This is a genomic window from Roseibium sp., assembly GCF_965233565.1.
In the GTDB taxonomy this organism is placed as follows: domain Bacteria; phylum Pseudomonadota; class Alphaproteobacteria; order Rhizobiales; family Stappiaceae; genus Roseibium.
This window is the reverse complement of record NZ_OZ247494.1, coordinates 4,493,724-4,513,774: the sequence shown is the minus strand read 5'-3', so window position 1 is coordinate 4,513,774 and position 20,051 is coordinate 4,493,724. Positions and strand designations below refer to the sequence as shown.

Genomic DNA, 20,051 nt, shown 5'->3' with positions numbered 1-20,051 from the left:
CTGAAGAGCCGCCGGATATAGCCATTCAAAGCGCTTTGAAAACCTCAACACCGCCAGAGAAGCGGACGGAGACCGGCAATGTTCGAAGAAGCCGAAACGGGCATGGAGGCCGATGTGCCTGAAAACCTGATCAAAGACCCGGACTGGTGGAAAGGCGCGGTGATCTATCAGATCTATCCGCGTTCCTTCAACGACAGCAACAATGACGGCATCGGCGACCTCAACGGCGTCACCGAACGAATGGACTACATTGCCTCGCTCGGTGTCGACGCCATCTGGCTGTCGCCGTTCTTCACCTCGCCCATGGACGATTTCGGCTATGACGTCTCCGACTATGAGGATGTCGACCCGATGTTCGGCTCGCTGGCCGATTTCGATGCCATGCTGGCGGCCGCGCACAAGCGCGGGATGAAGGTCATCATCGATCTGGTGATTTCCCACACGTCCGACCAGCATGCCTGGTTCACCGAAAGCCGGTCCTCGAAAGACAATGCCAAGGCCGACTGGTTCGTCTGGGCGGATGCCAAGCCGGATGGCACGGTGCCCAACAACTGGCTCTCGATCTTCGGCGGTCCGGCCTGGGAGTGGGACAGTCGCCGCTGCCAGTATTACATGCATAATTTCCTGGCCAGCCAACCGGATCTCAACTTCCACAACGAAGACGTCCAGGACGCCGTCCTGGGCGCCGCGAAATTCTGGCTCGACCGGGGTGTCGACGGTTTCCGTCTCGACACGGTGAATTTCTACGTCCACGACCAGCAGCTGAGGGACAACCCGCCGCTCAGCGCGGACGAGGCACCGTCCACCGTCGATCCGACCAATCCTTATGGCTATCAGGACCATGTCTATGACAAGACGCGGCCGGAAAACCTCGTTTTCCTGAAAAAGCTGCGCGGCCTGCTCGACCAGTATCCCGGCACCACTTCGGTGGGCGAGATCGGCCATGACGGGCTCGCGGTCGAGCTCACCAAAGCCTACACGGAAGCGGGCGAGCGCATCCATATGGCCTACAGCTTCGACCTTCTGACGCCGCAGCACTCGGCCGCCTATATCCGCCGGATCGTTGAAGAAATGAACGAAGGCATCGGTTCGGGCTGGGCCAGCTGGGCGCTGTCCAACCATGATGTCCAGCGCGTTGGCAGCCGCTGGGGCGAAGGCCTCGACATCGGACGATTTGCACCGCTGGAAACCGCGCTTTGCGCTTCGCTGCGCGGCACGCCCTGCCTCTATCAGGGCGAGGAACTGGGACTGCCGCAGGCCGACGTGCCGTTCGACCAGTTGCAGGATCCCTACGGCATCCGCTTCTGGCCGGAATACAAGGGCCGCGACGGGTGCCGCACCCCCATGCCCTGGGCGAACAACAACAGGCATGGCGGTTTTTCCGACGCCGATCCCTGGCTGCCGATGGCCGACACCCATTTGCCGCTGGCGGTGGACATGCAGGAAAAGGACGAGACATCGATCCTGAACCGCAACAGGGCGTTTTATGCCTGGAGGAAAGAGTTCGAACCGCTGAAGAAGGGCGACATGCACTTCCTGGACAGCGCGGGCGAGACACTCGTCTTCACTCGCAGCCACCGGGGCGAAACAATCCTTTGCGCCTTCAATCTGGGCACGGAGCCGGCAAGTATCGAGGTTCCGGATCGCGTCCTGAAAGACCTCAGGGCACCGGGTTTCACCGGGCTTATCGAAGGCTCCACGATCACCCTGCAAGGGCTCGATGCGGCTTTCGCGAGCGTGAAATCCTGATTTAACCTTCAAATCCCCGTCCGGCGCGGCTAATACCTGAACGGTATCTGCCGGGCCGGTCCTGGTCCGGCGCCCAATCCGACCGGAGTGTCATGACCGAGCGCCTGCCCCTTTCCGCCTTCATCATTGCAAAAGACGAAGCCGACCGGATCCACAAGCCGATCGAAAGCGTCGTCGACTGGGTGGACGAGGTTATTGTCATCGACAGCGGTTCGACCGACGACACCGTTGCCGTTGCCGAAAAACTCGGGGCGCGGGTCATCCGGAATGACTGGCCCGGATACGGTCCGCAGAAGCGGTTCGGCGAAGACCGGTGCCGCAATGACTGGCTCCTCAATCTCGATGCCGATGAAGAGGTGACGCCGGATCTCGCCGCTGAAATTCGCGCGAAATTCGCCGATGGCAGCTACAAGAGTGCCGATGGCTGGCGGATCATGATCCGGGACATGTATGCCCATGAAAGCACGCCGGCGCCCTGGGCCTATGGCTATCACCAGATCCGGCTCTACGACCGGCAAAAGGGCCGCTTTTCGGCTTCGATCGTTCACGACACGGTGCGCCCGGAGCCCGGTGCCAGGATCGCCAATCTTGCAGGCATCATGGCGCATCGCTCGATCCGCTCACTCGATTTCCAGGTCGGCAAATACAACCGCTATTCCGGCATGCAGGTCGAGGACATGCGCGCCCGCGGCCGCAAACTGCCAAGGACCCGGCTCCTGACCGAATTCCCGGTCAGCTTCCTCAAGGCGTATTTCGTGCGCAAGTACCGCAAATACGGCTGGTGGGGCCTGATCCTGTCCATGAACTATGCCCATGCCCGCTTTCTGCGGGTGGCCAAGGCCTATGAGGCGGAGCTCATGGAGAAAACGGGCAAAGATTGAGACCACGGATCGTCCTGACGCACCGGCCTGCCGGACTTCAGCCCGCATCCCCCAGCAATTCCTCGACCACCTCGTGCCGCTCGACCCGGATCGGCTGACGCACGCCGGCAGTCTGGTGGAAATGCTCCAGCCGACGGATGGTGGTCGGCGTCAGAAGGTGCCCGCGCGAAAGGACCAGTTCGTGACTGCTTTCGGTCAAGGCGTCATCGACCAGGATGTCCCCCGGCCGCAGCGAGCGGATGTAACACTGGGCGACGTGCTTCCTGCGCGCTTCCGGGACATCGTCCATGAGCACGTTTCGCGCCAGCTCGAGCAGCTTGGGATCGTATTTGCGCCAGTTGATGGTCAGTGCCTCGAAAGAGGCCGCATCCGGTCCGCTTTCCGGACTGGCATACCAGAGATCCGTCAGCAGTTTTAGAATGCGTGAGACCAGCGGAATGTCCTGACCGGTCGGGCCGTCCTTGGGAAAGCCCGATCCGTCATAGCCACAGCCGGACAGGTAAAGATATTCGGAGACCTTCTCCAGCTGGGGAATGTTCTTCAGCAGTTCCCGCGATTGCGCGGGCGCCCTGTCGAGAACATCACGTTCCTGTTCGGTCAGACTGCGCGCTGCCCGGTAGCGCGCCAGGATCTGTTTCGGCAGCAACGCTTCGCCCAGCGGCGACAGCATGACTGCCATTTCCAGTTCCCAGGTTTTCTTCAGCCCGAGAGCCTTGGCCAGCTTCAAGGCCTGTTTGCGTACGATTGCCGTCCGCCGAAACGCTTCAGGGTGAAACAGAGCCAGCATGTCGATCAGAAGCTTCACCGACCCGGCCAGCGTGCGCTCCAGAAGGGCCCTGTCCTTGGCCAGCTGCCGGTGATGGGTCAGCGCCGTTTCCATGGCCGTCACCAGTTCGGTCGGCTGGCATGGTTTTTCCAGATACATGAAGGCATGGCCTTCATTCAGGGTCTTCTTGATGGCCTCTGCTGATTTTTCGCGGGTCAGCATGATCCGGGTTGCCTGGGGCGCGAGCGTCTCCGCAGCCCGCAGGAACGCCGTTCCTCCGCGGCCGGGCAGATTAAAACAGGAAAAGACCACCGATGTGCCCGGGTTCTGTTTCAAGAACAGCAGGGCCGGATCAGACTCCGAAAAACAGACCACATTCTTGTGGCTGCTGAACAGTCGCTGGAACCCTTTCTTCACATTTTCGTCGGGATCCGCAACAACGATGAGGTCCGTGGTCGTCTCCATACACGGTTCCTTTCTCCTGAAGAAAAGCCACCGCGAACAGTCAGCAGCGCTCAACTCCTGCGAGATCATCTCATGAGACAGATAACAAATACTTGCGGAAACATCTGGGATTTAATTCCGTGTCTTCATGGAATTCGCCAGTGGTTTTTTCGTGTTTCTGTGACTAAGAAGTCGGAATGCAAGATGTTTTGATTGTCGGGGCCGGTCCGGCCGGATTGTTTGCCGCTGAAAAACTGTCGGCAAAAGGCTTTTCCGTCACCATCGCCGAACGGATGCCTTCCCCTGCCCGCAAGTTCCTGATGGCCGGCCGGGGTGGCCTCAACCTGACCCATAGTGAGGACCTGCCGACGTTTGCGAACCGCTACAGGGAAGCGGAGCCCTTCCTCGCACCCATGATCCGGGCCTTTCCACCCGAGGCCCTTAGAGACTGGTGTCACGATCTGGGCGAGCAGACCTTTGTCGGCAGCAGCGGACGTGTTTTTCCTGTTGCCATGAAGGCCTCTCCCTTGCTCAGAGCCTGGTTGCGCCGCCTTGAAGACAAGAAGGTCCAGCTCTTGAGCCGGCATACCTGGAAAGGCTTTGCAAAAGATGGGTCCGCGCTGCTTGAAGATGGCGCTGGCAAGGTCGAGCCGTTTCCAGCCCGGGCCGTGCTCCTTGCCCTTGGTGGTGCCAGCTGGCCGAAACTCGGTTCTGATGCTGCCTGGGTGCCGCTGTTGGAAGCGAAAGGTATTGAAGTCCATCGGTTTCAGCCGGCGAATTGCGGTTTTCAGGTTGCCTGGAGCGCCTATCTGAAAGACAGGTTTGCAGGCAAACCGCTCAAGCGCATTGCGCTGTCGCATGCCGGCCGGCGGGTCAGCGGGGAAGCCATGCTGTCCGCCCAGGGCCTGGAAGGCGGCGGCATTTATGCGCTGTCAGCAGAGCTCCGTGAAGCAATCAATCAGTACGGCAAGGCAGAACTCTCGATCGATCTGCGGCCATCGCTGACCGTGGGAGATCTGACGAAGAAGCTGCAAAAACCGCGCAAGAAACAATCCCTGGCAACCTTCCTGAAAAAGGCCCTCAAACTGAAACCGGAAGAGCTGGCTCTCCTGCGCGAGGCAGGCGAACTGCCTTCAGATCCGGACGACCTCGCCCGCAGGATCAAGGCAGTTGCCATTTGTCTGACGGCTCCTTATGCCATCGACAGGGCCATATCATCGGCAGGCGGCATCGCGCTTGCCGAACTGGATGCCCATCTGATGCTGAAAAAACAGCCCGGCCTGTTTGCTGCCGGCGAAATGCTGGATTGGGAAGCGCCGACCGGCGGTTACCTGCTGCAAGCCTGTTTTGCCATGGGACACCGCGCTGCGTCCGGAATTGAAATCTACCTGTCGGAGGGACAGTGACATGACCGTGCTTTACGTGGACGCGGATGCCTGTCCGGTGAAAGACGAGGCCATCCGGGTCGGAGAACGGCACAAGGTGCCGATCAAGTTTGTCTCCAACAGCTGGATGCGCCTGCCGGAGGGCGATCTGATCGAACGGGTGATCGTTCCGGAAGGTCCGGACGAGGCCGACAACTGGATCGCGGAACGGGCTCAGACCGGCGATGTAGTGGTGACCGCGGATGTGCCGCTGGCGGCGCGCTGCGTCAAGACCGGCGCTCTTGTCATCGGCCCATCCGGCAAGCCTTTCAGCGAAGATGGCATCGGCATGCGTCTCGCCATGCGTGACCTCAAGACCCATCTGCGTGAAATCGGCGAAATCCGGGAAGGTGGACCGTCTTTCACCAAGCAGGACCGGTCCCGCTTTCTCAATCAGCTGGAGACCACCATGCGGGCGGCAAAACGACTGGCGGGCCAGGCCTGAACAAAAAACTCCCTGCAAGGCGGGGAGGAGCACCTTGCAGGGAGTGTGGCCGGATACCCTTTGGGGGGTGATTGCGCCCCGGCTCTTATGCTTTGCCTAAGCCCGTTCCTGGCGGTCGGGCGACGTTTAGCGGCAGAATTTGTACTGGCCGGAATAGGCCAGGAAGTAACCGGTGTTCGGGTTGAAGGACCGGTACTTGCGGCTGCAGTAATTGTACCAGGCCGGGCTCCACGGAGCCGGGCGATAAACGACAACCGGAGCCGGTGCCGGGTAATAGGCCGGCGGCGGCGCGACGTAGCGCGGCTGCGACAGGGCAGAGCCCAGGATCGCGCCTGCAGCAAGGCCACCGGCGATGCCGACACCCACCTGCCAGCCTTCAGCGGCGTTGGCGGATTGTGTCTGGGTGGTGAGGGCTGCACCGGCAACAAGAGCCAGCGCGACGGTGGTGGTAGCAACTTTCTTGAACATGACGGTGTCCCTTCTGGTTTGCGAGGCCTGTCCTGTTCGCCTCAGCTCATGACACCAACATAGGAAGGGAGCGGCGCGGTCGCTGTGACCGGAGTCACAGGCGGTCGCTTTCCGTAACGGACGCTGAAATTTTACAAGGAAATCAGCCTTTCCCCGTTTCTGACGCAAGTTTCACTTGCCGCGACTCCCAACGGCACCTACATTACCCGCCATCGGTACGCGTTGTGCCGTACGGGACTGACGAAAGACCCGGTGAGACTGACTTCGGTGGCTGCTCCATTAAGCGCTGCTCTGAATTGGCAAGCTTTCCGTTTCTTAGTGACTTCTCGTTTATCCGCGCCCTGCCGGAAACGGGACGGCGCATTCTACTTACGGAAAGGCTTCTCCATGCGCGAGAACGGCACTATCAAATTCTTCAACCACGACCGTGGCTTTGGCTTCATCACGCCGGAAAACGGCTCCAAGGATGTGTTCGTCCACATCACTGCTTTCGAGCAGGCCGGTATCGGAACACCCGTTGAAGGTGCGAAAATCTCCTTCGTTGCCGAAGACGACCGTCGTGGCCGCGGCAAGCAGGCTGCTCAGCTCGAGCTGCTCTAAGCTTTTGCAGCCGCCGTCGCGAGACGGCAGGCGCAGACAAATTCGGAAACGGGGCCTTTCGGCCCCGTTTTTGTTTGCGACTTGGCTATTTTTTCAAGCATTCAGGCATAATTGCCATCTCGTCCAAAAAAGCTAATTTGTGCATGTTTTGTATCGGAACGATTTTTACAAAAGGAATTTATCTTGGAAAATTACAAATCCCTGCTGAGCACTTATCGGACGGAAATCAAGACCGGCAGCTTTCGCGGACACCTGCTTCGTTTGATATTGCTCGCCCCGATCGGGGTGTTCCTGTTTGTCTGGTTTGAAGCTGCCCTCACAGAGACTTTGCAGACCCTGGTGATTGGGCTTGCGGCAGTTTATCTGGCAATGACCGCACCGTTCCTGTGGTTCTTGAACGGTGACGCCCCCTTCAGCGGCAACGCTGAAGAGAGCTCATCCCATTTTTCCTTTGGCTTTTTCAGCAGCAGCGACGACAGCTACTCCAGTCACAACGACACGTGCCACTCCTCCTCCGATTTCTCGGGCGGAGATTCCTGCGGCGGTTCCGACTGAGCCAAAACGATGTCCTGCGGCAGGGACACGCAAGGTCATATGGAAACGGGGCCCGCAGGCCCCGTTCTCTTGTCTTTTTCAATGCCGGCTCAGAGCATGCAGTCCAGCAGCTCGTTCTCGCCGATGACACCGACAATGGCGCCGTCCTTCTGAACGACGACAGGCTCCGAGCTGGACTTCTTCAGCCGGGCGACCTCGCGGATCGGCGTGTTGGCATCGCAGTTCAGTGCCGACGCCAGAGAGCCCGACAGGCTGCCTGGCGGCACCATGATGTCACGGGCCCGCAGGACGTTCAGCGGGTTCATGTGGCTGACAAAGTCCGCCACATACTCCGTTGCCGGCGTCTTGACGATCTCCTGCGGCGTGCCCAGCTGGATCACCCTGCCGCCTTCCATGATCGCGATGCGCGAGCCGATCTTGGCGGCTTCATCGAGATCGTGGCTGACGAAGATAATCGTCCGGTTGAGTTCCTTCTGCAGGTCGAGCAACTCATCCTGCAGCTTGTCGCGGATCAGCGGATCAAGCGCGGAAAAAGGCTCGTCCATCAGCAGGATCGGCGCGTCGGTGGCAAAGGCGCGGGCAAGACCCACGCGCTGCTGCATGCCGCCGGAGAGCTCGTGGACGTATTTCTCGCCCCAGCCGGTCAGGCCGACGAGCTTGAGCTGCTCCTCGACCTTGGCAGCGCGTTGCTTCTGCGGCATGCCGGCCAGCTCAAGGCCGAAGCCGACATTTTCGGCCACCGTGCGCCAGGGCAGAAGACCGAATTGCTGGAACACCATGCCGATGCGGTGCCGGCGCAATTCCCGGAGCTCGTTTTCTGAGCAGGTCTCCGGGTTGATGTAGCGGCTTCCATCATGCACCTGGACCTCGCCGCGGATCACCGGGTTGAGGCCGTTAACGGCCCGAAGCAGGGTCGACTTGCCCGAACCGGACAGCCCCATGAGTACGATGACCTCGCCCTCATGAATGTCGAAGCTTGCTCCTGCAACACCCAGGATCTGGCCCGTCTCCGCCTGGATTTCCTGGCGGGTCTTGCCGGCATCGATCAGTGGCAGCGCCGTTTCGGGCTTTTCGCCAAAAACGATATCGACATCCTTGAAGGAGACGATCGCGTTGTTTTGCATCTCGCTCATTTCTTGCCTCCTTCCGGCGTGCGGAAGAAGCGATCGAGCACGATCGCGATCAGAACGATACAAACGCCGGCTTCAAAGCCGAGCGCCACATTGGCGGTGTTCAGAGCCCGGAGCACGGGAACGCCGAGACCGTCTGCGGCCACGAGCGCGGCAATCACCACCATCGACAGCGACAACATGATCGTCTGGGTCAGGCCGGCCATGATCTGGGGCAGAGCGTAGGGCAGTTCGATCTTCCAGAGCAGTTGCCGCTTGGTGGCACCGAAAGCCTGCCCGGCTTCCAGCAACGAGGTCGGGGTCGAGGAGACGCCGAGCTGTGTCAGCCGGATTGGTGCGGGAATGGCAAAGATCACCGTCGCGATCAGCCCGGGCACCATGCCGAGGCCAAACAGGATCAGGGCGGGGATCAGGTAGACGAATGTCGGCAGCGTCTGCATCAGGTCGAGCACCGGACGCAATACCGCATAAAATCGCGGATTATGGGCCGCGAGAACCCCGACCGGCACCCCAATGGCCATACAGACCAGCGTGGACGCCATGACCAGAGCCAGCGTCTCTGTGGTCTCTTCCCAGTATCCCTGGTTGATAATGAGCAACAGCGAGGCTGCCACCAGGACCGAGAAGGTGATCGTGCGATGAACAAAATACGCCAGCCCCACAAAAACCGCGACCATCACCAGGGGCGGCGGCGCCTGTAGCAGCCAGAGGATCCCTTCGATAATTGTCAGAAGGAACGCGGAGATGCCGTCAAACAGCCAATAGGCGTTGTCGGTGAGCCAATCGACCCCGGCTTTCGCCCATTTGCCGATCGGAATCTTGTCTTCAGTCAGCCACTCCAAGTTCAGCCCCTTTGTGAAACCTGTTGCCAAGAAAAAAGGACGCCGTCGCGAACGACGGCGTCCAATCTGTCGGAGGGGTTAAAGGCCAAGAGCGCCCTTGACGGCGGCAAAGCTGTCGCCCCCGTCAAACGTCTTCACGCCGACCAGCCAGTTTTCGAACGTGGCCGGATGCTCCTTCAGCCAGGCAGCGGCCGCCTTGTTCGGGTCTTCACCGTCGATCAGGATCGCGCCCATGATCTCGTTTTCCATGGCGAGCGAGAACTCCAGGTTCTCAAGCAGCTTGCCGACATTCGGGCATTCGGTGGTGTAGCCGGCACGGACGTTGGTGTAGACCGTGGCACCGCCGTAGTTCGGACCAAAGATGTCGTCACCGCCTTCGAGATACGCCATCTTGAAGTTGGCATTCATCGGATGCGGTTCCCAGCCGAGAAAGACAATATCGTTTTCACGGCGGCCGGCGCGTGCAACCTGGGCCAGCATGCCCTGCTCGGAAGACTCAACCACTTCGAAGCCTTCCAGGCCGTAGAGGTTTTGATCGATCATGCCGATGATCAGACGGTTGCCGTCATTGCCCGGCTCGATGCCGTAGATCTTGCCGTCGAGTTCATCGCGGAACTTGGCGATATCCTGGAAGCTCTTCAGGCCCTTGTCATAGGTGTATTGCGGCACGGCCAGGGTGTATTTGGCACCTTCCAGGTTGGCCCGGACCGTCTCGACGGACCCGTCCTCGCGGTAAGACTTGATGTCGCCTTCCATGGTCGGCATCCAGTTGCCGAGGAAGATGTCGATGTCCTTGTTCTTCAGGGACGCATAGGTCACCGGCACGGACAGAAGCTTGACGTCCGGCTCATAGCCGAGCGCTTCCAGAACGACCGAGGTTGCGGCGGTGGTGGCGGTGATGTCGGTCCAGCCGACGTCGGAGAAGCGGACCGTCTTGCAGGCCTCGGGCTCACTGGCCAGTGCGGTGCCGGTCAGCAGAAATCCGAGCGCAATACCTCCAGCGAGTTTCGCTGCTACTTTCATGATATACCTCCTAAGGAAAGTCGAACTTTTTTGTTTTTCTGCAGGGCGGGGTTGCTTCGGTATAACGCCCTCCACATACGCTTCCCACAGCCTGCCCAATGTTGATCCAAACATCCACGGGAAAAATTTGCAAGTTTTCATTGATTGATTGATCAATTAAAAATAAGACCAAGAGACAGATGGAGGTCGAAATGCCCAAGGTCGGAATGGAAGCGGAGCGGCGCCGCAGCCTGATTGACGCAACGGTTGATGCAATTCACGAGCGCGGATACTCGGACGTAACCATGGCGCAGATCGCCAAACGTGCGGGTGTTTCCGGCGGCTTGGTGCATCATTATTTCGGCTCGAAAGATCAATTACTTGCCGCGACCATGCGGCACCTTCTGACCGAACTGGGCCGCGCCATCCGTGACGGCCTTGCCAAGGCCGAAACACCGCGCGAGCGCATCAGTGCCATCATTGCCGGCAACTTTGCCGTCGACCAGTTCCAGCCTGCCGTCATTGCCGCCTGGCTGGCCTTCTATGTCCAGTCACGGACGACGGACAGCAACAGCCGGCTGTTGAAAATCTATGCCGCCCGCCTTGCCTCCAACCTGACTTTCAACCTCAGGGCCTTCATGCCGCAGACCGAAGCCCGGCGCATTGCCGAAGGCACGGCCTCCATGATCGACGGGGTCTGGATTCGCCAGGCGCTGTCCGATGCGAAGACCGACCGGGACGCCGCAATTGCGATGGTCGAGGACTATGTGGAAACCCAGATTGCTGCGCATGCCGCGCGCGGCGCCAACGCCTGACCCGGCCGGAGACCTTCATGACCGACCAGTTCGATTTCATCATCGTCGGTGCCGGATCCGCCGGCTGCGCCCTTGCCTACCGGCTGTCGGAAGATCCGAAGAACCGCGTCCTTCTGCTTGAGTTCGGCGGCACGGATGTCGGCCCGCTGATCCAGATGCCGGCTGCTCTCTCCTATCCGATGAACATGCCGCTCTATGACTGGGGGTTCCAGAGCGAACCGGAGCCGCATCTGGGTGGACGCCGCCTGGCGACCCCGCGCGGCAAGGTGATCGGCGGCTCCTCGTCCATCAACGGCATGGTCTATGTGCGCGGCCACGCCTGCGACTTCGACACCTGGGAAGACATGGGCGCCTCCGGCTGGGGTTATCGCCATGTGCTGCCCTATTACAAGCGCCTGGAACACAGCCACGGCGGCCAGAGCGGCTGGCGCGGCACCGACGGCCCGCTCCATGTCCAGCGCGGCACCAAGTGGAACCCGCTGTTTCACGCCTTTCGCGATGCCGGTGCCCAGGCCGGTTACGGTGTGACCGAAGACTATAATGGCGAACGTCAGGAAGGCTTCGGCGACATGGAAATGACGGTCCACCGGGGCCGCCGCTGGTCCGCCGCCAATGCCTATCTGAAACCCGCCCTGAAACGCGGCAATCTCACGCTGATCAAGGGCGCTCTTGTCCGCAAGATCCTGATTCAGGACAAACGCGCGACAGGCGTGGAATTCGAAACCGGTGGCGAGATCCGAGAAGCCCGAGCCGCGCGGGAAGTCGTCCTCGCGGCCTCCTCGATCAACTCGCCGAAAATCCTGATGAATTCCGGTATCGGTCCGGCCGCCGATCTTTCGGCCCTCGGCATCGATGTCGTGGCCGACCGGCCCGGCGTCGGCGCCAACCTGCAGGATCACCTGGAGCTCTATCTGCAACAGGCCTGCAGCCAGCCGATCACGCTCTACAAACACTGGAACCTTATTTCCAAGGCTCTGATCGGCGCGCAATGGCTGTTCTTCAAGCAGGGTCTCGGTGCGTCCAACCAGTTCGAGAGCGCCGCCTTCATCCGCTCCAAGGCGGGTGTCAAATACCCCGATATCCAGTATCACTTCCTGCCCTTTGCCGTGCGCTATGACGGCCAGGCGGCTGCAGAAGGCCATGGTTTCCAGGCCCATGTCGGACCAATGCGCTCCAAGTCACGCGGCCATGTCAAACTGACCTCCGCCGACCCCCGTGAAAAACCGTCCATCCTCTTCAACTACATGTCCCACGAAGAGGACTGGGAAGATTTCCGCACCTGTATCCGGCTAACCCGCGAGATCTTCAGCCAGGAAGCCTTTGCGGACTATCGCGGCAAGGAAATCCAGCCGGGCGATCAGGTCCAGAGCGACGAGGACCTGAACAACTTCATTCGCGAACACGTGGAAAGCGCCTATCACCCCTGCGGCACCTGCCGGATGGGCGCCAAGGACGACCCGATGGCCGTGGTCGATCCGGAATGCCGCGTGATCGGGGTGGACGGTCTGCGTGTTGCCGACAGCTCGATCTTCCCGCAAATCACCAATGGCAATCTCAATGCCCCGTCGATTATGGTCGGGGAAAAGGCCACGGACCACATTCTCGGCAAGGATCCGCTGCCGGCTTCCAACCAGGAGCCTTGGATCCATCCGGACTGGGAAACCAGCCAGCGTTAAATTTCGCCGGTCTCAGGCCGGCACAAAAGACGATCAAGGACCAGACCCATGCGCGCCCAACCTCAAGCGTCCCACTATGTTGGCGGCTCTTATCTGGAGAGCCAGTCCGGCACTCCGTTCGATTCCCTTTATCCGGCAACCGGTGAAGTGATCGCCAGCCTCAAGTCGGCCGACGATGCCGTGATCGACGCGGCCATCGAGGCCGCAACAGCCGGCCAGAAAGTCTGGGCTGCCACAGCACCCGCCGAACGCGGACGGGTGCTGCGCCGGGCCGCTGAGATCCTGCGCGATAAGAACCACGAGCTGTCGGTCCTTGAAACCCTCGACACGGGCAAACCCTTGCAGGAAACCCTGATCGCGGATGCAGCCTCGGGTGCAGACTGCCTTGAGTATTTCGGCGGCCTGGCGGCGACGCTGACCGGCGAACATATCGATCTCGGCGATTCCTTCGCCTACACCAAGCGCGAACCGCTCGGCATCTGCTTCGGCATCGGCGCCTGGAACTACCCGATCCAGATCGCCTGCTGGAAGGCTGCGCCGGCGCTGGTCTGCGGCAACGCCATGATTTTCAAGCCGTCGGAAGTCACCCCGCTGAGCGCCCTGAAACTGGCCGAAGCCCTGACCGAAGCCGGTCTGCCGGACGGGGTCTTCAACGTGATCCAGGGTTTTGGCGATGTCGGCGCCAGAATGGTTGCGCATCCGGCAATCAGCAAGATCTCGCTGACCGGCTCCGTGCCGACCGGCGCCAAGGTTGCTGCTCTTGCCGGCGAACACCTGAAAAAGACCACCCTGGAACTTGGCGGCAAGTCGCCGCTGATCGTCTTTGACGACGCCGACATTGAAAATGCGGTCTCCGCGGCCATCAACGCCAACTTCTATTCCACCGGGCAGATCTGCTCCAACGGCACCCGTGTCTTCGTGCATACGGCGATCAAGGAAGCCTTCCTGGCGCGTCTGGCCGAACGCACCGGCAATGCCATCCTGGGCGACCCGCTGGAGGAAACCACCTCCATCGGCCCGCTGGTCTCGCGCCAGCAGTTCGACAAGGTCATGCACTACATGCAGGTCGGTCAGCGTGAAGGCGCCCGGCTGGTCTGCGGAGGCGGCGCTGCGACGGTCGACAGTTTCCCGGACGGCTATTTCGTTCAGCCGACCGTCTTTGCCGATGTCACCGACGACATGACCATCGCCCGCGAAGAAATCTTCGGGCCCGTCCTGAGCGTGCTTGATTTTGACGACGAAAACGACGTCATTGCCCGTGCCAATGACACGGAGTTTGGCCTTGCTGCCGGTGTCTTCACCAAGGACATTCAGCGGGCGCACCGGGTGATCGATCAGCTCCAGGCCGGCACCTGCTGGATCAACACCTACAATCTGACGCCGATCGAAATGCCATTCGGCGGCTACAAGAAATCGGGAATCGGCCGCGAGAACGGTCATGCGGCAATTGAGTATTACAGCCAGACAAAAAGCATATACGTGGAAATGGGCGGCGTCGAAGCGGCGTTCTAGGGTTTGTAGCGAGTGCGGCAGATTCTTTGAGACGGAGCTTTGCGGCTCCTCAGGATGACGCTGATTGTGTGGCGAGGTTTTCCAGCTACGCCGCCAATACAGGCGTCATCCTGAGGAGCGCGTTTGCGCGCGTCTCGAAGGATCGGCTACCTGCTCCATTCAGAGCCCTCGCCGCCTTTCTTGCCTTCTTCTCCTATTTTCAGATTGAACTTTGGGGCAACCCGCCCGAAATAATAGCGCGTGACAGACATCCGGAGTCCGCATGACCAAGACCGCGCTTGATCCTTCGCCCCGCAGCTATCCCGAGCATGTGCACCTGATCAACCGCTCCAGCCGCGGGCCTGATTGCGCACCTTCGGAACAAACGCTCGAAGACATCCACGACTGGCTTTTGCACGACGCGACACGCATCGACAACGTCATGCTGATGTTCGAGGAGTTCATGTGGCGTTGCCAGGCGACCGATCTCAGCGTCGACCGCTGCACGCTTCACATCGGCACATTGCACCCGCGGGTTATCGGCTTCTCCTGGTTCTGGACCGCCAGGGATCAGATCTGCGATGAAATCGCGGCCGATGCGCGCGCCGTCAGTGCTGACGCTTTCACGCGCAATCCGCTCTACAATGTCATCACCAATGGCCAGATGATCATTCTGGACCTGGAAACGGAAGAAGGCCGTCAGTCCGCCCCCCTGATGACGGAACTCGCCGAACAGGGCTACACCGCCTATGTTGCGCTGCCGCTCAGCGCTTCGGGCGAGACCCACAACGCCATGACATTCGCGACGACGCGGCCAGGCGGGTTTCCGGGTCGGCAGAAGGACCGGATCCGCGACCTGATCGATCTTCTGGCACTGCATGTCGAGCGCCACATCCTGCAGCGTATCGCGCGTAATGTCGCCGACACCTATCTCGGCCCGATCGCCGGCCAGCGTGTCCTGGACGGCGAGATCAAACGGGGGGATGGCGAGGCGATCGACGCGGTCGTTTTCATGTCGGACATGCGCGGCTTCACCCAGCTGGCCGACCGGCTCAGCGGCCCGGAAGTCACCGCCGTCCTAAATGCCTATTTCGACCGGATCTCGGAGGCTGTGCTTGGCCATGGCGGCGACATTCTGAAATTCATGGGCGACGGCATTCTGGCAGTGTTTGATCAGAAGGCGCTTGGGGAAGGTGCTGCTGCCAATGCGGCCGTAAAGGCCGCGAGGAGAGCGCTGGTCACTATCGATGAACTCAACCAGGCGCCACCGGAAGACCTGCCAGACCCGGCGCTGTGGCACCCGCTGAAGATCGGCATCGGACTGCATCGGGGCGAGGTGTTTTTCGGCAATGTCGGCGGTGAAGAACGTCTCGACTTCACCGTGATCGGCAGGGCGGTCAACGAAACCAGCCGCGTGGAATCGCTTTGCAAGCCGCTCGGACAGGAATTGCTGTTGACGGAACCGGTGCGCGACGCACTCACCGGAGATCTCAAGACCAACCTGAACGCAATGGGCGAGCATGCCCTGCGCGGTGTCGGCAAACCGGTCGCCATCTTCTCGGCGTAAGCTCTCGCGCTCTCAATTTGCCATCCCGACCCGCCGCTACGCTTCGGCCGGGACGACACATGCTGGGATCCAAAAGCTCACTTTGTCAGAATCAGCTTGCCCTGTTTGGTGATGGACAGGCGGTAGGTCTCGTCATTGTGGTGGATCTGAATCTGGCGCTGACCGCTGAAGAGTTCCTGCGTGTCGTAGTCCGATTTCAGCTCACGCACCTGTTTGCCTGCAAATGCCTGCCGCGCACGGCTGGCAGACCCGAGGGAAAGGCGTTGTTTCTGGCTGTTGGCTGTCAAAGTCATGGCGCGCAATCGGTCCTTGGCCTTTATCTTGCCCTGCCTTGCCCCGGGGAAATCCGAGCGTTGGCGGCGGAGCGTGATCGATGGAATTTAAAGATGAGTTTCTAACTCAACTTTATACTTGACACTCATACTCAAGTTTTCCTATCAAGGCAATGCCTGATCGAAACGGAACCGGAAATCGCGTCCTCTGGTTTTGGAAAAGACAGGACCTCCGGCAAGCCGGAGGTGTAAAATGCCAGGCCAGCCAACCGCCCTCTCCTCTCCCTCAGCGGCCAGCCAGCCCGGCCTTTTCCGGTGACAGACGCCGGTGATGACCTGACGTTGTTCCCCCAACTGCGCCTTCCTTGAAACTATGCTCAGCCAAATGACAGGACTCGCTTTTCGACGCTGCTAAGGTAAGGATCGCCCGACTCGATCCGGAAACGGCGACCGAGCCAGGGCCCCTTCAGATTCGAGACGGAAATTGCGAAGAGCGCACAAAAAAGGCGCCGACCTGTCGGTGGCGCCTCTCGCATTCCAGGGTCTTGTGACGCTTACGCGTTGGCGGCGATCGGCGCCTCGGCGACATCGATCTTGAGCAGATCCCGCATGCCGAACCGGTCTTCGGACAGATCCGCGATCGACTTGGTATCGAGCACCTCCATGAAGGCCTCGAGCGCTTCATGGAGAAGGCCGTTGAAGCCACAGGACATGATCAGCGGGCAATCCTTGCGGCCACTGTCGAAACATTCGGCCAGAAGGAAGCTTTCCTCTGCAGCGCGAACCACTTCGCCAACCGTGATCTGTTCCGCCGGACGGGCCAGCATCACACCGCCATTGCGGCCACGAATGGTCTTGATCAGATTGGCATCGACCAAGACCTTCATGATCTTGAACAGGTGGGTTTCGGACATGTCGAAGCTGGCCGCGATATCAGCGACTTTACTTGGCTTGTCCGGGTTGACGGCGCAGTACATCAGCGCGCGCACGGCATAGTTTGTCTGTTGGGTCAAACGCATGGTCTAGATATGCGTGCCACAATGCCAAACGTCAATTCAAAATTTGAGTGTTACAGGCGACTTTTCCAAAAAATCGCCTGAAAACCTTGCGGCAAAGGCCGATTGTTACAGGTTCCGGTAGCTGAAATAGTCGAAATCGGCGGGCAGGGCCTGACCGGAAACGTCCATCGCATGCATGCCGACAAAGGCGCCGGTGAAATTGGCATGGGCGCCACGCCCCGACTCGTCCGCCAGCAACGTGGCATCGAAGGCCGGGCCGATGCGCTGCCAGTCTTCTCCGTCGGTCCGGTACCAGAACCGCAGCGCCATGTCCTCAACGGTGACCTTCATTGCCACGGACCCGATCTCGGCGAGAGAAACGGGCGCATCCAGCGGAGCCGTCAGGAAAGCCCCCGGATAGTCACCCGGACAGGCGTGGATCGTCAGAACCCGGCCCATGCCTTCCCGCCAGGCAATCGCGAGATAGAAAAACTGATACCGGCCGTAATAGGCAATCAGCCCGGCCGTCTGCTGGGCGTTCTCCGGCAGGAAATCAACCAGGGTTTCCGCTTCGTAGTTGTAGTCGGTCTGTCGGCGGGCAACGAGTGACTGTTCAAAAAAGCTGCCGATGGATTCCCGTCCGTAGAGCCGAAGATGGCCAGGGCGTTCGCTCAAGGAGAACAGGCGCTCGGGATAGGGCGTGCGCAGCCACTGGAACGCCAGGGGCAGCTCGGGCCCGTCAAAGTCGTGCCGGACCGGTTCTTCGGCGAAAGGGTGTGACGGCAGATCGGGTGCCGTGACCTCTTCTTCGGGGGCAAGCCCGCCCGCTGCGAGGCGCAGCCAGCCGTCTTCGCCCCATACGCATTTCTGAATGGCGGTTTCCCGGCCCATCTGACACCGGTTCTGGCCGAGCCGGGGCCGCCCCATCAGATGTACCAGATAGGTCTCTCCCGACTGGGTCTCGACAATGTCGCCATGCCCGGCCCGCTGAACGGGATTGTCCGGATCGAACCGCGCCGTGACCACATGTTCCTCAGGATGCACTTCATAGGGGCCCTCGATCCGCCTGGAGCGGGCGAGCGTCACTGCATGCGTATAGGCCGTGCCACCTTCCGCGGTCAGCAGATAGTACCAGCCATCGCGCTTATAAAGATGCGGTCCCTCCGTCAGGCCGAGAGGCGTTCCTTCGAAGATGTTGCGGATCGGACCGGTGAGCTTGTTGGCGACCGGATCAAACTCCTGCAGCGCGATGCCGGCAAAGGAATTGTAGCTGACCCGGTGATCCCAGATCATGTTCAGGTGCCATTTGCGGCCATCGTCGTCATGATAGAGGGACGGGTCGAACCCGGACGAATTGGTGTAGATCGGGTCGGACCAGGGACCATCAATCTCCGCCGCCGTGACGATGTAGTTATGCGTGTCCTTGAAAGACCCGTCGTAGCGTTTGACATCAGTGTAGACGAGCCAGAACAGGCCGTCGGCATGGGTCAGGCACGGTGCCCAGATACCGCAGGAATCCGGATTGCCGCGCATGTCGAGCTGTTCCGGACGGTTCAACGGACGCGTCACCAGGCGCCAGTTCTTCAGGTCTTTCGAATGGTGGATCTGCACTCCCGGATACCACTCGAACGTGGAGGTCGCGATGTAATAGTCGTCGCCGACCCGGCAAATGGATGGATCCGGGTTGAACCCCGGCAAAATGGGATTTCGAATTTTCTGAGGTGCGTTACTCATTCGTGATCTCCAAAAATCTTCTCCAAAAGGATTTGTCCGAAATCAGCTCACTTAACGGGTGGTCTGGCTATCGCTCATCTCAGCCAGGTCCGGCAGATTGTCTTTCAGGAACACATCAATGCCGATACGTTCCTGGCCTTCGATGATCGGGGCATTGTCGCACAGGGCTTTCAGAACCCGGACAGCGCTGCGGATCTCATGGCCCGGGTCCTGGGCGATCACCGCATCCAGTACACCCAACCGGAGGGCTTCATGGGTATAAGGCGTCAGCTCATGGCCGACGAAAACGATCTCCCCGGCACGACCCGACGCGCTCAGGGCAGCAATCGTGCCGCGATTGCCGGCGCCGATATTGTATAGCCCGGCCAGATCGGGATGTTCTTCAAGAAGCTTTTTCACCAGGTCTTCGTTGCGACTGTTGTCATCACGCCCTTCGCGCACCTTCAAAAGGGTCAGATGCGGGAAATCTGCCTCCAGGACCTGCCGGAGACCGGTATAACGGTCTGCATGGTCGCGCAGGCCGAGTGACCCGGCGATCAGGCCGATCTTGCCGGGAGACTTCGGCAGGAACCGGCCAAGAAGCCGCCCTGCGGTGCGTCCGGCCGCAAGATTGTCGATGCCGACAAAATGCTGGCGCGACGAAGACGGATGGTCGGAGACAAGCGTCACCACGGGAACGCCACGGTCCTGCAAACGGTCGATCGCCGCCTGGACTTCCGGAAAGGCCGGCGCAACCACCGCCACACCATCACATTGGGAGCGATCGAGCACTGCCAGGGTCCCGGCCACCCGGTGACCATCGAAGGCATCAATCGGTTCCACATGCACATGCATGCGGTCGCCGCTCAGGGTTTTCGCGTGGGACAGCGCTTCCCGGGTCAGATCCTCCATGAAGGCATTCGGTCCGTTGGGAAGCAGAAAATGAAGGCGATAGAGCCGCTTCTTGGCGAGCCCCGCGGCAAAGACGTCAGGCTTGTAGTTCAGGGCCTCGACTGCCTGGTTGACCTTCTCGATCGTGATCTTGCGCACGCCCGGGCGTCCGTTCAACACCCGGTCCACCGTTGCCAGGCTGACCCCGGCCGTCGCCGCCACGTCGTGAATGGTTACGCGCTTCATTCTTACCTCGTTTTCGCACCAGTATAGCGGCGAATGAGGAACGGTCATCAGAAATGTTTTGATGCGTATCTTTAGT

General features: G+C 60.1%; 19 protein-coding genes. 10 read left to right on the top strand and 9 right to left on the bottom strand.

Annotation, left to right across the window (positions count from 1 at the left end; translation table 11 throughout):
- Window positions 1–78: 78 nt before the first annotated feature.
- Window positions 79–1,749 (top strand): alpha-glucosidase family protein, encoded by a 1,671-nt coding sequence (locus tag ACO6TG_RS20620; protein WP_422374925.1) that lies wholly within the window; start codon window positions 79–81, stop codon window positions 1,747–1,749.
- 92 nt (window positions 1,750–1,841) lie between these two features.
- Window positions 1,842–2,630 carry a glycosyltransferase family 2 protein gene (locus ACO6TG_RS20615; RefSeq protein WP_422374924.1) on the top strand — a complete coding sequence of 263 codons (789 nt, stop codon included), beginning with the start codon at window positions 1,842–1,844 and terminating at the stop codon, window positions 2,628–2,630.
- Between the two features lie 37 nt (window positions 2,631–2,667).
- On the opposite strand, the gene ACO6TG_RS20610 is transcribed toward ACO6TG_RS20615, so the two are convergent.
- Window positions 2,668–3,861 carry an HD domain-containing phosphohydrolase gene (locus ACO6TG_RS20610; protein ID WP_422374923.1) on the bottom strand — a complete coding sequence of 398 codons (1,194 nt, stop codon included), beginning with the start codon at window positions 3,859–3,861 and terminating at the stop codon, window positions 2,668–2,670.
- A 176-nt stretch (window positions 3,862–4,037) separates the two neighbouring features.
- Between ACO6TG_RS20610 and ACO6TG_RS20605 the strand changes: the two genes are divergently transcribed.
- Together ACO6TG_RS20605 and ACO6TG_RS20600 are read left to right on the top strand one after the other, a co-directional pair.
- The gene (locus ACO6TG_RS20605; protein WP_422374922.1) at window positions 4,038–5,246 is read left to right on the top strand and encodes a TIGR03862 family flavoprotein; all 1,209 of its coding nucleotides are present in this window, start codon (window positions 4,038–4,040) and stop codon (window positions 5,244–5,246) included.
- 1 nt (window position 5,247) lies between these two features.
- Window positions 5,248–5,709, top strand: a complete 462-nt coding sequence (locus tag ACO6TG_RS20600) for a YaiI/YqxD family protein (protein WP_422374921.1) — start codon at window positions 5,248–5,250, stop codon at window positions 5,707–5,709.
- A gap of 126 nt (window positions 5,710–5,835) precedes the next feature.
- Here the strand turns inward: ACO6TG_RS20600 and ACO6TG_RS20595 are convergent, their stop codons facing one another.
- Window positions 5,836–6,222: a BA14K family protein gene (locus ACO6TG_RS20595; RefSeq protein ID WP_371681864.1), complete on the bottom strand. Its 387-nt coding sequence runs from the start codon at window positions 6,220–6,222 to the stop codon at window positions 5,836–5,838.
- A gap of 342 nt (window positions 6,223–6,564) precedes the next feature.
- On the opposite strand from ACO6TG_RS20595, the gene ACO6TG_RS20590 reads away from it, so the two are divergent.
- Together ACO6TG_RS20590 and ACO6TG_RS20585 are read left to right on the top strand one after the other, a co-directional pair.
- Window positions 6,565–6,777: a cold-shock protein gene (locus ACO6TG_RS20590; protein ID WP_006934329.1), complete on the top strand. Its 213-nt coding sequence runs from the start codon at window positions 6,565–6,567 to the stop codon at window positions 6,775–6,777.
- Between the two features lie 183 nt (window positions 6,778–6,960).
- Complete coding sequence (locus ACO6TG_RS20585; protein WP_422374920.1) at window positions 6,961–7,332, top strand: hypothetical protein; 372 nt, start codon at window positions 6,961–6,963, stop codon at window positions 7,330–7,332.
- Between the two features lie 89 nt (window positions 7,333–7,421).
- On the opposite strand, the gene choV is transcribed toward ACO6TG_RS20585, so the two are convergent.
- The 3 genes from choV to ACO6TG_RS20570 all read right to left on the bottom strand — a co-directional run bounded on the left by choV (window position 7,422) and on the right by ACO6TG_RS20570 (window position 10,327).
- On the bottom strand, window positions 7,422–8,465 hold the full coding sequence (gene choV, locus ACO6TG_RS20580) for a choline ABC transporter ATP-binding protein (protein WP_422374919.1): 1,044 nt from the start codon (window positions 8,463–8,465) through the stop codon (window positions 7,422–7,424).
- A complete protein-coding gene (gene choW / locus ACO6TG_RS20575; protein WP_422374918.1) occupies window positions 8,462–9,304 on the bottom strand; it encodes a choline ABC transporter permease subunit in 843 nt (280 codons plus the stop codon). The genes choV and choW overlap by 4 nt, the downstream gene beginning before the upstream one ends.
- A 78-nt stretch (window positions 9,305–9,382) precedes the next feature.
- Window positions 9,383–10,327: a choline ABC transporter substrate-binding protein gene (locus tag ACO6TG_RS20570; RefSeq protein ID WP_422374917.1), complete on the bottom strand. Its 945-nt coding sequence runs from the start codon at window positions 10,325–10,327 to the stop codon at window positions 9,383–9,385.
- 191 nt (window positions 10,328–10,518) lie between these two features.
- On the opposite strand from ACO6TG_RS20570, the gene betI reads away from it, so the two are divergent.
- The 4 genes from betI (at window position 10,519) to ACO6TG_RS20550 (ending at window position 15,855) form a co-directional block, all read left to right on the top strand.
- Window positions 10,519–11,121 (top strand): transcriptional regulator BetI, encoded by a 603-nt coding sequence (gene betI / locus ACO6TG_RS20565; protein WP_422374916.1) that lies wholly within the window; start codon window positions 10,519–10,521, stop codon window positions 11,119–11,121.
- A 17-nt stretch (window positions 11,122–11,138) separates the two neighbouring features.
- Complete coding sequence (betA, locus tag ACO6TG_RS20560; protein ID WP_422374915.1) at window positions 11,139–12,797, top strand: choline dehydrogenase; 1,659 nt, start codon at window positions 11,139–11,141, stop codon at window positions 12,795–12,797.
- A 48-nt stretch (window positions 12,798–12,845) separates the two neighbouring features.
- Window positions 12,846–14,309, top strand: coding sequence for a betaine-aldehyde dehydrogenase (betB, locus tag ACO6TG_RS20555; protein WP_422374914.1), 1,464 nt, complete (start codon window positions 12,846–12,848; stop codon window positions 14,307–14,309).
- Between the two features lie 262 nt (window positions 14,310–14,571).
- A complete protein-coding gene (locus ACO6TG_RS20550) occupies window positions 14,572–15,855 on the top strand; it encodes an adenylate/guanylate cyclase domain-containing protein (protein ID WP_422374913.1) in 1,284 nt (427 codons plus the stop codon).
- A gap of 77 nt (window positions 15,856–15,932) precedes the next feature.
- Here ACO6TG_RS20550 and hemP read toward each other — a convergent pair whose 3' ends face one another.
- From hemP to ACO6TG_RS20530, 4 genes are all read right to left on the bottom strand, one after another.
- Window positions 15,933–16,148 carry a hemin uptake protein HemP gene (gene hemP, locus ACO6TG_RS20545; RefSeq protein ID WP_094073964.1) on the bottom strand — a complete coding sequence of 72 codons (216 nt, stop codon included), beginning with the start codon at window positions 16,146–16,148 and terminating at the stop codon, window positions 15,933–15,935.
- Between the two features lie 533 nt (window positions 16,149–16,681).
- Window positions 16,682–17,146 carry an iron-responsive transcriptional regulator RirA gene (gene rirA, locus ACO6TG_RS20540; protein ID WP_094073963.1) on the bottom strand — a complete coding sequence of 155 codons (465 nt, stop codon included), beginning with the start codon at window positions 17,144–17,146 and terminating at the stop codon, window positions 16,682–16,684.
- A 105-nt stretch (window positions 17,147–17,251) separates the two neighbouring features.
- Complete coding sequence (locus ACO6TG_RS20535) at window positions 17,252–18,859, bottom strand: glycoside hydrolase family 43 protein (RefSeq protein ID WP_422374912.1); 1,608 nt, start codon at window positions 18,857–18,859, stop codon at window positions 17,252–17,254.
- A gap of 51 nt (window positions 18,860–18,910) precedes the next feature.
- Window positions 18,911–19,975: a LacI family DNA-binding transcriptional regulator gene (locus tag ACO6TG_RS20530; protein WP_094073961.1), complete on the bottom strand. Its 1,065-nt coding sequence runs from the start codon at window positions 19,973–19,975 to the stop codon at window positions 18,911–18,913.
- Window positions 19,976–20,051 lie beyond the last annotated feature (76 nt).

Coding starts and splice junctions, on each gene's coding strand:
- ACO6TG_RS20620 (WP_422374925.1), top strand. CDS start 79: ATGTTCGAAGAAGCCGAAACGGGCATGGAGGCCGATGTGCCTGAAAAC.
- ACO6TG_RS20615 (WP_422374924.1), top strand. CDS start 1,842: ATGACCGAGCGCCTGCCCCTTTCCGCCTTCATCATTGCAAAAGACGAA.
- ACO6TG_RS20610 (WP_422374923.1), bottom strand. CDS start 3,861: ATGGAGACGACCACGGACCTCATCGTTGTTGCGGATCCCGACGAAAAT.
- ACO6TG_RS20605 (WP_422374922.1), top strand. CDS start 4,038: ATGCAAGATGTTTTGATTGTCGGGGCCGGTCCGGCCGGATTGTTTGCC.
- ACO6TG_RS20600 (WP_422374921.1), top strand. CDS start 5,248: ATGACCGTGCTTTACGTGGACGCGGATGCCTGTCCGGTGAAAGACGAG.
- ACO6TG_RS20590 (WP_006934329.1), top strand. CDS start 6,565: ATGCGCGAGAACGGCACTATCAAATTCTTCAACCACGACCGTGGCTTT.
- choV (WP_422374919.1), bottom strand. CDS start 8,465: ATGAGCGAGATGCAAAACAACGCGATCGTCTCCTTCAAGGATGTCGAT.
- ACO6TG_RS20570 (WP_422374917.1), bottom strand. CDS start 10,327: ATGAAAGTAGCAGCGAAACTCGCTGGAGGTATTGCGCTCGGATTTCTG.
- betI (WP_422374916.1), top strand. CDS start 10,519: ATGCCCAAGGTCGGAATGGAAGCGGAGCGGCGCCGCAGCCTGATTGAC.
- betA (WP_422374915.1), top strand. CDS start 11,139: ATGACCGACCAGTTCGATTTCATCATCGTCGGTGCCGGATCCGCCGGC.
- betB (WP_422374914.1), top strand. CDS start 12,846: ATGCGCGCCCAACCTCAAGCGTCCCACTATGTTGGCGGCTCTTATCTG.
- ACO6TG_RS20550 (WP_422374913.1), top strand. CDS start 14,572: ATGACCAAGACCGCGCTTGATCCTTCGCCCCGCAGCTATCCCGAGCAT.
- hemP (WP_094073964.1), bottom strand. CDS start 16,148: ATGACTTTGACAGCCAACAGCCAGAAACAACGCCTTTCCCTCGGGTCT.
- rirA (WP_094073963.1), bottom strand. CDS start 17,146: ATGCGTTTGACCCAACAGACAAACTATGCCGTGCGCGCGCTGATGTAC.
- ACO6TG_RS20535 (WP_422374912.1), bottom strand. CDS start 18,859: ATGAGTAACGCACCTCAGAAAATTCGAAATCCCATTTTGCCGGGGTTC.
- ACO6TG_RS20530 (WP_094073961.1), bottom strand. CDS start 19,975: ATGAAGCGCGTAACCATTCACGACGTGGCGGCGACGGCCGGGGTCAGC.